Here is a 14,423-nt window from a genome sequence, read left to right as displayed (position 1 = left end):
CCAGCTACCCCAAAAAATACTTAGAGAAGCTTAGATTCAAACCGTAATAAAAAAAGTTACTAAGTGTTATCGGGTGTTTATTTTGTTTGTGGCCGAGGAAAACCCGAGAGAATAAGCTGTACGGTTTTATTGATATTTACTATGCGCTCGTCCGGCGTTGAGGTTTTATCCAGCCGGGCCCAGCTACTGCCTCGCCAGATCAGTTGCCTGGTTTTCGGGTCGATAACATCAATGATTAAAGTGCCTTCATCGTAATAACGTGTGCGGGTTTCCACAGAGAAACCGGCTGACCACGGATAATAGCCGTAACCAAAGTGAGAACCTGTCTGGTATTGTTCCTGACGGTTTTCTACCATCATGGAATCATGTACGAGGAAGTCGGCTTTTTCATGATCAGCAACAGGGCGGAACCCTTTTTGCTGTAGTGTTCTGTCAACGGCTGTATGAATACGCTGCTGTACCAGAGCCTGTTTGTTATAGGCCTCATCTTTTTCATTACCGCTGAGCCAGGAATAGGTTTTCAGGTTATTCAGAGGCTGGTTTGGGTCATAGTCCCAATTTACATTGGAAGCACAGCCTCCTAAAAAGGCCAGTGTAAAAATAACAAACAGGAATCTTGAGGATGTCAGCATGGTTGAAAATCCAGACCAGATTTCAAGGCTGACAGAGAATAGTTGAAGGTGGGAAAAAACAATAACGGCATCGCCTGTTAGCGATGCCGTTAAGTAGAACTATAGAGTTACAGTTTTACCAGAACACGGCCAGTCACCTGACCATTGGTAATTGCTTCCGCCTGTTCAGCAACATCTTCCAGAGCAACTTCAGTACAGGCCTGTTCAAAGAAAGATTCTGGCAACAGTTCAACCAGACGGTTCCAGGCAGTCATACGACGTTCCAGCGGGCAGTAAACAGAATCAACACCCAACAGGTTTACGCCACGCAGAATAAATGGCATCACGGTTGTAGGCAGATCAAAACCACCGGCCAGACCACAGGCTGCTACAGAACCACCGTAGTTTACCTGAGACAGAACATTAGCCAGCAGCTGGCTGCCGACAGTGTCTACCGCACCTGCCCAGAATTGTTTGTCCAGTGGGCGACCTTTCTCGGTAAACTGGCTGCGAGGCAATACACGATTGGCACCAAGTTCCTGCAGCAAAGGTGTGTTTTCTTCACGGCCAGAAACGGCTGCAACCTTGTAACCCAGTTTAGACAGCAGAGACACGGAAACACTGCCCACGCCACCACTGGCACCGGTTACCAGAATTTCGCCGCTTTCAGGCGTGATACCGGCATCTTCCAGAGCCATTACACACAACATAGCGGTCAGGCCCGCGGTACCAATAGCCATGGCTTTTTTGCTGTCCAGACCTGTAGGCATATTCACCAGCTGGCTGGCTTTTACCCGAGCCTTGCCAGCCATACCGCCCCAATGGTTTTCACCCACGCCCCAGCCAGTCAGGATAACCTTGTCGCCTTTATCAAAGGAGGTGTTATCGGAATGAGCTACAGTACCAGCGAAATCAATGCCGGGAACCATAGGGAAGTTGCGAATAATCTTGCCTTTACCAGTAACCGCAAGACCATCTTTGTAGTTCAGGGAGGAGTACTCAACATCTACCAGAACATCGCCTTCCGGCAAGTCGCCAACTTCCAGCTGTTTCACAGAGGACAGGGTTTTGTTGTCTTCTTGTTCCAGTACCAGTGCCTTGAACATACGACATTCTCCAGATGTTAAGTGATAAATCCTGAGGCCTAGGATGATAGACCGTATAGGATGTGTAAATAGTTGAAAAAACCTAAACTTATTTTAATTTATAAAAATCACGAATAGTTTTTATAACTCTTTGATAGGGCCATTGGCTTAAAGTTCCAAACCCTGGCAGCGAGCGCCCACGAACTTTTTGCAAAACCGGTTCAGGGATGCCACAAAGAAATCGGGCTAGAGTCTCTGACTCCGATTGTTGCTCCAAAATTGTACTGAGTTTATCTGTATAGGGCTGGAGCAACTGCTGGATATTCACAGAGTCTGCTGGTGGATTTAAAGGTGGTGTGGGGAACGCAACCGCTACCTGCCGACAGGCTGAGCAATGCCCACACTGTGAAGGCGTGTTGTGATCACCAAACCATTGGGCCAACTGGCTGGTCAGGCACTCTTCGCTTTCAAACAAAGCTATCATTTCGTGAATTCGTTGAATTTCGCTCTGTTCTTTTTTCTTAAACAGTTGATGGAGTGTGTCAGTTAATTCATTCAGTACAAAGTGATTGCCGATAACCTGATACACCTCGGTCATCTGTTTGCTTTCCAGAACAATCCAGTTCTGTTCCTGAAAATAATCCAGTGCCTTGATCACTCGGCTGCGATCGGTTTGCCCTCCCATTGAGTTGTAACTCTGGCAGAAACTGTCGATATCCAGCGTGCCCCAGGTGCGGGCCATGCGTACACTTCTGAGCAGGGCTTCAACAAATTGTTGCCTTTCTCCCTGAAAGTGTTCAGCCAGTTGGTCGGGTTGGATGACATATTGCAGTCGGTATTCAGCAAAGTAACTGTACAAAGGACGAATTACGCCCTGCATTTCCAGATACACCAACAGGGTTTTCAGAGGCAGAAGTCGTATATTGGTTGATGATGACAGCTGGTTCATCATTACTTCCCACTGAATGCCAGCGTCGCGAATCTGCTGCAAAACCAGTTTGATACTATTGGCGGTGGGCGTGTCACCATACACAAAGTTTTCCAGCACATTGAGGTTGTCCCGGTTTCCCAGAACAAGGCACTGGGAAGGAAGGCCGTCGCGCCCCGCGCGGCCAATCTCCTGGCTGTAATTTTCAATAGATTTGGGCAGGTCGTAATGAACAACGGCGCGTATATCGCTTTTATCAATGCCCATACCAAATGCGATTGTGGCAACAATGCATTTGTAGCGGTTGTTCATAAATGCCTGTTGAATATTGTCCCGCTCTTCACTCTGCATGCCTGCGTGATAGGCAACAGCGTTAATACCGTTGTCCCTTAGAAATGCTGCCAGCGTATCGGCTGTTTTCTGTTGGGTGACATAAACGATTGAGGCGTCATATCTGTGAGGCGTTAACCATTCCAGCAGAGTTTGATCCCGGTTATTCTGATCAACGGAAGTGACTGACAAATCAAGGTTAGGGCGGTAGAAACCTGTCGCCACAATGTCGCCGCTAGCAATAGCAAACTTCTGCTGCATATCTTCCATGACTTTTGGCGTAGCTGTGGCTGTCAGCAACAGAGATTGAGGGATACGAAACTCTTTCTGGTAATCGGGGAGCTTCAAGTAGTCCGGGCGAAAGTTATGGCCCCATTCCGAAATACAGTGAGCTTCATCAACAACCAGCAAAGAAACAGGAACGTTGCTGATAAATTGGCGAAAGCGCTCATTCTTTAAACGCTCCACTGAGACCATCAGGATTTTAATCGTACCGTTCCTAACATCCTGCATAATCTGCCGGGTTTCATCGCCGCTGTGAGTGGAATCAATACTGGCTGCTGGAATGTTGCGGCTGTTCAGAAAGTCCAGTTGATCCTGCATTAACGCCAGCAGAGGTGAAACCACCAGAGTGAGGTGAGGCAGACTCAGAGCCGCCATCTGATAGCAGAGTGATTTGCCAGAACCTGTTGGGAAAATTGCTGCGGCGGAGCGTCCATCAATAATGGTTTGAATAACCTGTTCCTGTCCCTCGCGAAAAGAGTTGAACCCAAACCAGTGAAGAAGGTTGTTGTGTAAATCTGAAGGGAGCATTGTGCTCGAATCCTATGGTGTATATCGCTCAGTGTGGCCAGTTTACTGAAAAATCTTTAAGAGGGCTCAGCTTCGCTGGCTTGAAGAGGATCTTTTACCGGCTGAGAGTTTGCTCCAGTATCTTGGGCTTTACTCTTTTTGCTTCTTTTCTTGTTCTTTTTTTTCTTTGCTACAGGTTCGCCTGCACAATCAGGTTTATCTTCCAGAGTGCCTGAAGCTTCGGAGACACCAGAGAAATGTCTTTCTTCCGTAGAATGTAAGTCATACCAGTATTTAGCCATTTTCCGCTGCTCTTCATTTTGCGGAACAAGTTGAACGGGTAACTGGCCTGTAATCAAGGCCTCAACTATCTGCATTTGCACCAGATTTATAAAGTGTTCGTTGACCTTTTCTCCAGGCGTTTCACAGATCACTGATTTCTCATCACAATAAGCTCTTTTCCAGGAACTGGCTTCGCCTTTGCCCATAAGAACCAGTAGTTCATGCCAGGAGCCTGATCTATGGTGCCAGTCCAGAAATTGCTGCTTAATTTTCTGCGATGGTTTTTTCAGTCCTATGTGATAGGGAACCGCATGGATTCCGGGGGAGCGTCCGCCCAATGACTCGTTGATAGCGGTCGTCGTCTTTTTCACCCATGTTCTGTACTCATCCGTATGGCTGGTCACCCACCAAAGGTGCTGGGCCCACTGGAACAAGAATGGAGGTGATAATAAGTCACACTTTTTGGGATCGAACAGAACCCGTGCCTGGTTCTGATTGATCTTGTGGAAGCAAATACTGATCAACAGATTGATCTTACCGCGAATTTCGGTACTGACTATGCCTGCCCTGAGAGCCTCAAGGGCGGGAATTAAGTCATCGGCAATAAGCGAAGCGGTTGGTTTTCGTGCTCCATCAGATTCAAGGCAGAGAGAAATCAGTATATCCAGAATAAACTGCATCTCCGGGTTGGCGCTATGAAAGGTTGGAATTGTGAAACGTACTTTATGACGGCGTGGTCGCTGGTACTGTACAAGGAACATTTCCAGCATTCTTTCAATAGAAAGCGCCGATGAAGGCATTAATGCAAGCCGGCCATAATGGATAGCGGCATCATCCGCACCATACATGCTGGCTTCAAACAACTTCGTTGTGGCTGTGACGATCTGCTCTTCCTTACAAATCTGCCCGCCCATCATTTCTGTGCAGAGGGCCTTTAGAAGAGGTGTATAAGGATTGACCGGGTTTTGACTGGGCATCATGTTCAATTCTGCCAGAAGGTCTATAGCCGCAAACTGCGTTAATTTTCCTAAAGTAATCATTGCGTCTTTTCGACTGACAGATGTCTGGTATTTTTTTATAAGACGCAGCAGTTGTGGTTGTGCACCGTCACCTTCTTTTTGATCCAGATAGTCACGGAGTTCCTGTTCCATACGTTTGATTCTGTCGGCTACACTTTTGCTGACCGAATCGAAAAAAGAACTATGACCCTCTCCTTTCAGCATTTGGTACAAAGCAATCCAGCCACGAATGGGGTCGAGTTTTTTGTCTTCTGGCCAGGGTTCTAACTGACCAAGATCGGCAAGAACAGATTGTTGAAATAACACCATTAACTGTTCAGCGTTATGTAAACTCTGACCCATGGCTTTCGCGGTTTTTGGAGATTTCGTTTTCAACTGTTCAATGGCCGTTTGCATATTCTGGTGCCCAGGTTGCCATTTGAGGTATGACAACAGTGTCGCACAATCCTCAGGGCGCATGGTTGCCTGCATAGCTTCCGGCTTGGTTGATAGAGTTTCCCAGCATACCTGCAGTCGGCAGACAGCAGGTATGCCAACATCCTGCAGTAACTGTTTTAAATAAGCTTTGGTATGTGTTGGCAAGTAACTCAGCGAAGAAATTATGCTGAGTTGTAACGCTACAGGCAGGTGAGTGTGCTCATCTCGATCAAGCGACAGTCTTAACTCATCAGGCTTTGGCGCTTTGTACCGGCAGCTGGTACGCAAGGTTGCATACAAGAGAAACAGGCGAATCTTGTGGGTTGTGTTTGAACATGTTTTTAATTCTTCGGCAAGAAGCGCCAGCCCTTTGGATATATGCTGCCCCCATAACTTCGTTTCTGTTGTCTTTTGGTCAGCTGACTCCGTTTCGGGTTGGCCGTCATAGCTGGTAACAAAATCTGTGAATGGGTTTTTGAGAATAGGGGGGAACTCAAAATCAAGCGCCAGATGAGCGCTTCGCCCCTGTCGATGATTCACCAGACTGGTGACAGGAATCATAAGTGCGTCTGCTCGCCCAGCGAGTAATTCTTTCAGAAGATCATCTGTTGCGCCGTCAACTCCCACAGTACCCGCGTATAAAAGAAGGCCAAGGTAGTTTTCATACCAATGCTGCTCTCCTTGCGGGGTATGCAGGTTGTTTAGTAGTTCGGCTCTGACTAGCCGGGCATAAACCCAGCACGCGTATGGATTCCCATACTGGCTGATGGCTTGCGACAGTATCGGTAGCGCTTTTTGTCTTGCTTCCTTCGTGGGAACCGGAATGGTAATGCCATTGGTGGCCGAACCAGAGAGTTTTGCGCCTAAGACTTGCAGAGCATTGCACGTAAGGTCGCACCCTTTCGCACAGGACGTATGAGATCTTTCAGATGCATAGGTGGCGAGGGCTTCTGGCAGTTCGCATGTTTTGGGGTGAGTTTTTATGGACAACGTATTGAGCATTAACGTGTCCATCTCCTGGAAGTTTTCAGCGTATTGTTTTGCCCCCAGTGGGAAATCCGCATTTAAAACTTCACTGGTTTCATGGGCCATCACAGGTGACGCTGGAAAATGTAAGCAGGTGCTGGCCTGAGATTTTTGTTCCACTTCTTTGGTGGTGGATTTGGTGTCTGTGGATTCAGGCTCTTCCAAAACCGGTTTACATGGTTCAACGCATTTTATCTTGGCCTGACTGTTTAGGTATTTCCAGTAGTTCCTTAAGGCCGGTATTCCCTTTAGCCAGCCAAATCCAGCTTGCTCTGGGCAGGTGCTTTCAAGATTGCAGGGTAAGCAAAAAGGCAGCCACTCATACCAGAAACCCGGTGCATTAGGTTGTATATCCTCGAGGTTTCCGACAAACCTTGCTCCATCATTCAGAATCATACAGAACAGAGCTTGTTCCATGGGACCGGTTTTCAGCCCGGTTGGAAGCACGAGATCATCTGCTGTCAGGGGTTCAACTGCTGAACATTCAGACTTGGAGGTATCTCTTACTGTCTTGTGACTCTTCAGGTGAGCGGGAAGTAATTGTGCAGACCAGTCGAACTTCTGAGTGTCAGTGAGCTTCACCAATCGTTTCTTGCCAAAGGTATCAAGGAACTCCCTGGCCTTGCGAACATCACCAGCATAGTTAAACGCGCAACAGGCAGTTAGCAACAGACGTTCTTTCGGGTCTGCGGCAACGGTTTGTGCCATATGTGAGCACTCATGGCCGAGCTCTTGCCAGCTCAATTTTGTGTCCGGTAAGTGCAAGCGTTTTTCAACAGCGTTAATAATGATATCCGCGACGCTGAAGGGGAATCGTGGAGTGCGGCATTGAATGCGTAGAGAAAGCTGTTTGCCTTGTGGGCGCTCTATGCAGTTTTTAAGCATCATCATGGCAGCGCTAACGGGCAGTTCGCTATTACTGTCAGACAAGGCAAGGTGAAGGAGTTCAACTGCCGCTCCTGTGACCCCGGCAGTTGCTGCCCTTACTAAACAACGAGTTGCATGTTTTGAATCTGAAGATGTTCGTAATAACAGAACACCCTTTAAATAGAGGCCATAAGGGTGGCCAATCGCTTTCTCATCCTTGAGCGTTTGCAATGCTTGTTGCGCGGTCGAGGGATTATCCTGAAGAAGGATGACCGGTTGTTCGTGCTCGGCATAACAACCTGACACAACACCTGCTCTGACCAGAGCCATAGATGATGGGAGTGTTCCTAAAGCTGATGTTAAAGCCTGACGATCCCGCTCTTTAAAACCGGGAGGGAATACACCGGTCAGCATATATTCGGTTATATGCTTTTCTGGAATTTTTGATTTTAAGGAAAAGCGCGGGCAACTCTTCATGCGAGTGTTTAATGAGAGTGCTACTCCGGACATTTTTTCAACATCACTGCTGATGGATATATCGTCTGGAATTGAATCGTCCTTTGAGGCTTCCGTACCATCCCCCAGGCTGAGTTCTGAAAATGACGACTCAATATCTAACGATGATCCAACAGAATAAACCTCTGCTGAGGGTTGCTCTAGTGGTTCAGGAGGCATCTCCGGTTCAGGCTCGGCTTCAGGAATAGATTGGTATGCTTGTGTGAGCAGGTGATAAATCAATTCCATCTGGGGAGTCAGATCAGGAGACTGCTCCAGAACAAGGCTGTTCAGTTGCTCAATATCCACTCCTTTTCTTCGCAGAATGGTGTGCCTTCTAAACGCTTCTGGTTCAGTTTCCAGCTCGGTGATCAGGTGTCCAATGTCTTGTGTTGTTAAATGTGACAGTGGCGAGACTGTAAAACTTTCCAGAGGCGCGGACTTTTTCTTCTTTTTTTTGTGGACTTTTCTAGGTGTTAGCGGACTGGGTGAACTCAGGTCTTCAACTCTTTTGGGTCTTGCTGATGGGCTTTTCTTCTTAGTGGCGGCTTGTGTGCTACAAGGTTTTGTTACCACTTTTTTGGGTAGAACTTTGCTGGCCAGGGAGGCATAGCTGGTACTTTCAGGCGCTGTTGTTTCCCGTTCAGTTATTAGGGGGGAGGATTTTTCCTTCGGTATATCCAGAATAGGGGATGGTTCTTTTTTTACGGGTACTGGGTCTTGTTGAGTTTCAATGTCCATCTCTTCTTTTGGTGCAGGTGACGGTGGATTTTGAGGTTTGCTTCCTTCAACTGTGCTTTTAAGAACGGCTTCAGTTTCTGGAAGCGAAGGTTCGAGTTCTTTTTCTTTTGTTATCTGAGGTTGTTCTTCTTCGGATTTTGTTGCTTCTGTTTCATTTGGAGAGTCGCTCGGGGTAACAATTTCTACAGCTAGCTCTCTTTTTTCACTGCGAACATAGGTTTTTGGTGAGTCCATCAAGGGTTTTGGGACGGGCTGAAACTGTGGGCCTGTCAACATAGGTTTGAAGAGCTCATACTGTTGAGGGGCAAGAAGTTGGTGCAGGTGCCCATCAATAAATGGCCTGAGCTCAGGGAGATGGAAACAGATAATCTCCATAAGTCGCAGGCAGAACAGGTCAACCTGGTAACCATGCATTGGCATTAGTCGAGTGACCTCATGATATGCCAGCATGCGAACCGCATCCTGTTGTTTGGCTCTCATCTCATCGGTGCAGTCTGGATTTTCAAGAACCTCACTCAGGAGTTGCAGATAATCCATGTCGGTCAGCGTTCTCGGGCAATAGTTTATTACCTGCCCGGTTGGAGCAACGCTCATCGCCATGCAAATGGGCTGTGAAGCTTGCAAAAAACGATGGATTCTATTGCGCGAAGTATTGACGGCTACTTTAGCTGCTTCTGTTTCAGGCTCTCCGACCAAAGGGGCGGAACAATCTATGCTGCTGAGGAATACATATTCCTTATTTTCATTCAGTCGGAATATTTTGATTGTTCTTTGTTGAATGCCATGATGGAAATTTTTAAGAGGAGATTCTGATACCCTGCAGATCAGATCTGGTCGTCCATTGATCTGGATTTTCAGGTATTCAACGATGTCATTCTGCATCTGTTCATCATCAGCCCAAAGATCAAGATCATTGGAGTGAGTCACAAAGCGACCTTCCTCTACCCCTTGAAACAGATAGCGTGTACCCATAATCCGCTGCAGAATTCTTGATCCTACGATACAGACTCTGTTGGGGTAAGCTCGGGTACAGTCTTCGACAACCTTTATCAGCCAGTTATCAAGATTTTTATCCCCCGGGAACTTTCCGCAACTTATTGGTCGCAAAGCGGATGCCCACTGAAAGCGCGCAGCTTCCGGGTCATGGTAAACGACTCTTCCTTTCAGCCAACCGGACTCAACCAAGGGTATGGTTGGTGGGATCGCCGATTTGGTTTGAAGACCTGTTAACACGTTGAACCTGCAGGCTAATATTCCGAATAGGTTATAGACCGTGAATATCAACCAAAAACAGTTGTGACTGACAGGGATGACAGCGGTTCTGGCATGTTACTATCGGTAGAATCTTCTGACATATATGTGACAAGGCATTGTGAACACAGTGACTTCTGGCTTTTTGCTGAGCCGTAACAGCCACGATCGTAGCCGCCATACAGAGATTGTTCTGTGGGTTGTGACCGATAGCGGCCCAGCAAGGCTGGTGGTTGAGGGTGAACAGCCAGTTTTCTTTGTGAATAGCGAAAATCAGGAGCATTGCGAAGGAATGCTGAGAGGTACAGGCATTCATTTTCGCAGTCGCCCTTTGGAGATGAAAACCTTCAATCACAAACCGGTCACAGCATTTTATTTCCTCACTCTCGATCTGGCCTGGCAGGCACGTAAAGCCTTACAGGGTAGCGCTGTTCCTGTTTTTGAAGATGATTTCCGTCTGCAGGACCGCTACCTGATGGAGCGCTTTGTTAACGGTGGACTGGAATTCACTGGGCAGGCTAGGGAGTTTGAAGGGTTTACTGAATACCGGAATGTGAAGATTCGACCTGCAGGCTTTGTCCCTGATTTCCGGGCTGTTTCTCTCGATATTGAGTGTTCTGCCAAAGGTGAGCTGTATTCCATTGGTTTTTATGGTCATGGCCCAGACAGTTCCGGTCAGGAACTGGTTTTAATGATTGGCCAGCCAGAATCAGATGTTCAGAATATTACCTGGGTTGATAATGAGCGGGATCTTTTGGATGAGCTGGTCAGGGTTATTCAACTCTGGGATCCGGACATTATTACTGGCTGGAATGTTATTAATTTTGACTTCCGGTTATTAATTAAGCGGGCGGAAATACATGGTATAAAGCTCGCGCTTGGGCGGGGTGCAGGTAGCCGCCAGCGCATAGCCAGCTGGCGGGATCGTCGGGGTGAAGAAGGGCAGGGTTTTATCACTATTCCGGGCCGTATGGTGATTGATGGAATCGACAGTTTAAAAGCCATGACCATGCACTTTGAAAGTTACAGTCTGGAGTATGTCAGCCAAGCTCTGTTGGGCAGAGGCAAGAATACGGAAGATGTTGATAACCGTATGGCCGCCATCACTCATGACTTTGAAAATAACAAGCAAAAGCTGGCACGCTATAACCTTGAAGACTGTCGACTGGTGCATGATATTTTTGAACATTGCCGGTTGCTGGATTATCTGCGTTTACGCAGTCATTTGACTGGGTTGGAACTGGACAGGCAGGGCGGTTCGGTTGCTGCTTTCACCAACCTCTATCTTCCCCGGTTACATCGTGCCGGTTATATCGCTCCCAACCTTCCAGAAGGTGGTGGACTGGCTAGCCCCGGTGGTTATGTGATGGATTCCGTACCAGGGCTTTACGACAACGTTTTAGTGCTGGATTTTAAAAGTCTGTATCCATCCATTATTCGTACTTTCAAGATTGACCCCATGGGGCTGGTGGAAGGTCTTCTGAAGCCGGATAAAGCTATTCCCGGATTTCGTGGTGGTGTGTTCTCCCGGGATAAATATTTTTTGCCTGAAATTATTGCTTCGCTCTGGAGTCAGCGGGATGAGGCGAAACGCGAAAAAGATGCTGCCCGTTCTCAGGCTCTGAAAATTATTATGAATTCGTTTTATGGCGTGCTGGGCTCTGGTGGTTGTCGTTTCTACGACACCCGGCTTGCAAGCTCAATCACCATGCGCGGCCATGAAATTATGCAGCAGACCGCCCGCTGGATTGAGAGTCGTGGCCATAAGGTAATTTATGGTGATACTGATTCCACCTTTGTTTTGCTGGGAAGTGACGTAACCGCAGAGCAGGCTGATGCCATAGGCAGAGAGTTAGAGGCAGAGATTAACCAGCGTTGGCAAACTCAACTCCGTGAAGAGTTTGATCTGGATTGTTATTTGGAGCTGGAATACGAAACGCTTTATAGCCGCTTTTTGATGCCAACCATTCGTGGTTCAGAAACCGGAAGCAAAAAGCGTTACGCCGGATTAAAGCGGACGGATAAAGGGGAAGAGCTGGTTTTCAAAGGTTTGGAAACCGTGCGTTCAGACTGGACGGCTTTGGCCAAGTCTTTCCAGACCGAATTATTCGAAAAGGTTTTTGCCGGTGAATCTCCGGAAGCTTTGGTGAAAGACTATGTTGCCAGAACCCGCGCCGGAGAACTGGATGAACAATTGGTTTACCGCAAGAGACTGCGCCGCCATCTGCATGAATATGTGAAAAATATTCCACCCCAAGTACGGGCTGCTCGACAGGCGGATGAACAGAATAAAAAACTGGACAAATCCCTGCGTTATCAACATAAAGGCTGGATCAGCTATCTGATAACAATGGCTGGTCCGGAAGCTGTTGAGCATCATCACAGTGCTATTGATTACGATCACTATGTTGAAAGGCAGCTTAAGCCGGTTGCGGAAGGTGTTCTGCCGTTTATTGGTCTGGATTTTGATGCTCTGATTGATGAACAGGGCAGTCTGTTTTAACTGACTCCTTCTTGTTTCGGGCTTTGATAGTTTCTGCTGCAGCAACGGCCTGGCCCATGGTAAATCTCTGGAATGGTTCGTCGGTGCAGCCGCCGATAACAAATAATCCTTTCAAATCTGGATGAAGGCATTCATGGGTTATTTGGCAATAACTTTCTGGATCGTCCAGTTTTTCCTGAGTTAGTGGTGTCTTAAGCCATGAGAAGTCTGCGCGAGTGCCAGTGAGTGGTGCAACGTGTTGGAAAACTTCCGTTCTAACATGTCCCTTATCTCGCAATTGGCAGCCCTGTTCGTCTATCTGTAATAAGGTTTGATCTTCCAGCCTTGTGTAATCATCCCTGTGAAGTTTTTTATTGCACATGGCTTCTGCAACTTCGGCGTGTTGGAGGAGCTCTTCGCTGTTACGTAACTTAAGAAGAACCCTTGAGGAGGCAATAGCTGAGTGTTCGGATTTATGGCTTTCACCCTCCGCCACAGTTTTGCTATCAACCAAATGGTGAACATGCAGACCTTTTTCCCACGCTCGAATAATCACATCAGCGGCTGAAAGTCCCATGCCCATAACCAGAATGCTGTCACCAGGTTTCAGCTTATCCATAGCGGCAGAGGCAGCTTTTGTAGTGCGTGAAACGATGTCCGATTCTTCCCCGGGAATGTTCATGGGTTCTATGCGGGTATTACCAACAGCGGCCACCAGATTGTGGCAATGAATAACCTGTTCAGGGGTTGCTTTATCACTGGATTGAATCGTGACCCGCCAAAGGTCATTTTCCTTCACTGCTGAAGTGACTCGGCAGTGGGTATGTATGCGGCCAGCATCAAGAGTTTTGGCGTAATCTTCGTAATACTGACAAAGCTGGCGGGCATAGATACGTTTTCTGCCGGGACGCTTGTTATCCCAATCGTGAGGGTTGTCGGTAGTAAACCACTGGCTAAGTGGTTTGTCTGGCAGTTCCATCCAGTTTAGAGGGCTGACTGTACATTGTTCCGGCCGGTAGGATTGCCAGCTGCCACCGGGCGGCCATTCACTGATGATCTGCCAGTCTACGGCTTTGTCAGGGTCTTCAGACCAATCCAGACAATGTACAGGCTCTGACTTTGAACCATGGAAACGGAAAGTATCAAACCAGTTGCCGGTGACTGATTGTCCGCGACCTTGCTCAAAGCTGGTAGGGAAGTCAGGCCAGAATACCCGCTGATCCGCATTTAGGTTGTTATGGAGTACGTTGTTGCAAGCGCTGGGTTTATGAATAAATTCCAGTCCACTCAACAGTTTTGCTGTCATTAATCCCACAGGCCCAGCACCCACAATAACTGTATTCACAGTTCGCTTTGCTCCACATTCACCCTTCTCTAATAGCTGTGCTCTTGAGGCGGGTGTGAGATGAGAGGAGGTGGGTGATATTGAGCATGCCACAGCGAAGATAGATCCTTGGTGTTATTACAATGTGTGTTAGATACCGTTGCGTTGGGCTGGTGCCAGCGATATAACCGCACTGTTACCCAACAAAAAAGCGCTATGAATAACTACAGCAATATAGTTTTTGATTGGGGGGATACCCTGATGGAGGATATTCTCGGTTGTGCAGGGCCAATGTATTTATGGCCTGAAATCAAAGTTGTAGAAGGAGCGAGGAGCCTACTGAAGAACCTTTCAAAGAATTACACCTGCAGTCTTGCAACCAATGCTGCCGATTCCAGTGAGCGTGAAATCTGGCTGGCTCTTGAACGAGGTGGGCTGGCAGAATTTATCGACCATGTTTTCTGCCAGGAAAATATTGGCTGTAAGAAAGTAGATAATGGTTACTATGGAGTCATTGCATTGCGCCTGGGTGGTGAAAGCGGGCAGATTCTTATGGTTGGTGACTCTCTGGAGAATGATGTACAGCGTGCTCAGCAGGCAGGTATTGATGCCGTTTGGCTTAATCATAAAAACGCAGATGTGCCTGAAGAGGTAAGAGCAATAAGCCGGCTAAGTGAGCTCGAGGTGCTCTTGAGTAATTAAATGATAAACAGCAATCGTGTTAACGCGGCACCAATAATCACAGATGTAAGAGCCAAACCATAAAAGTGCAA

7 protein-coding genes are annotated in these 14,423 nt (G+C 47.5%); 2 read left to right on the top strand and 5 right to left on the bottom strand.

Going from position 1 to position 14,423, the window contains the following annotated elements:
• Positions 1-77 precede the first annotated feature (77 nt).
• From ACY2RR_RS11520 to ACY2RR_RS11505, 4 genes are all read right to left on the bottom strand, one after another.
• Entirely contained in the window at positions 78-632 is a 555-nt protein-coding gene (locus tag ACY2RR_RS11520; RefSeq protein WP_490108289.1) for a DUF4136 domain-containing protein, read from the bottom strand.
• 107 nt (positions 633-739) lie between these two features.
• Complete coding sequence (acuI, locus tag ACY2RR_RS11515; RefSeq protein ID WP_490108288.1) at positions 740-1,717, bottom strand: acrylyl-CoA reductase (NADPH); 978 nt, start codon at positions 1,715-1,717, stop codon at positions 740-742.
• 88 nt (positions 1,718-1,805) lie between these two features.
• A complete protein-coding gene (locus ACY2RR_RS11510; RefSeq protein ID WP_490108287.1) occupies positions 1,806-3,767 on the bottom strand; it encodes a RecQ family ATP-dependent DNA helicase in 1,962 nt (653 codons plus the stop codon).
• Between the two features lie 56 nt (positions 3,768-3,823).
• Positions 3,824-9,826, bottom strand: coding sequence for a hypothetical protein (locus tag ACY2RR_RS11505; RefSeq protein ID WP_490108286.1), 6,003 nt, complete (start codon positions 9,824-9,826; stop codon positions 3,824-3,826).
• Positions 9,827-9,965: 139 nt separating this feature from the next.
• Here ACY2RR_RS11505 and ACY2RR_RS11500 point away from each other — a divergent pair, with 139 nt between their 5' ends.
• A complete protein-coding gene (locus ACY2RR_RS11500; protein WP_490108285.1) occupies positions 9,966-12,347 on the top strand; it encodes a DNA polymerase II in 2,382 nt (793 codons plus the stop codon).
• Here ACY2RR_RS11500 and ACY2RR_RS11495 read toward each other — a convergent pair.
• The gene (locus ACY2RR_RS11495) at positions 12,295-13,671 is read right to left on the bottom strand and encodes an NAD(P)-binding domain-containing protein (RefSeq protein ID WP_490108284.1); all 1,377 of its coding nucleotides are present in this window, start codon (positions 13,669-13,671) and stop codon (positions 12,295-12,297) included. The two genes, ACY2RR_RS11500 and ACY2RR_RS11495, sit on opposite strands and share 53 nt — an antisense overlap.
• Positions 13,672-13,866: 195 nt before the next feature.
• Here ACY2RR_RS11495 and ACY2RR_RS11490 point away from each other — a divergent pair, with 195 nt between their 5' ends.
• Positions 13,867-14,352, top strand: a complete 486-nt coding sequence (locus tag ACY2RR_RS11490; protein ID WP_490108283.1) for an HAD family hydrolase — start codon at positions 13,867-13,869, stop codon at positions 14,350-14,352.
• Positions 14,353-14,423 lie beyond the last annotated feature (71 nt).

The sequence above is a fragment of the Parendozoicomonas sp. 2304DJ65-17 genome (assembly GCF_058148445.1).
The sequence above is the reverse complement of the archived record's forward strand: the minus strand, read 5'-3'. Positions and strand labels throughout refer to the sequence as shown.

Coding starts and splice junctions, on each gene's coding strand:
- ACY2RR_RS11510 (WP_490108287.1), bottom strand. CDS start 3,767: ATGCTCCCTTCAGATTTACACAACAACCTTCTTCACTGGTTTGGGTTC.
- ACY2RR_RS11520 (WP_490108289.1), bottom strand. CDS start 632: ATGCTGACATCCTCAAGATTCCTGTTTGTTATTTTTACACTGGCCTTT.
- acuI (WP_490108288.1), bottom strand. CDS start 1,717: ATGTTCAAGGCACTGGTACTGGAACAAGAAGACAACAAAACCCTGTCC.
- ACY2RR_RS11490 (WP_490108283.1), top strand. CDS start 13,867: ATGAATAACTACAGCAATATAGTTTTTGATTGGGGGGATACCCTGATG.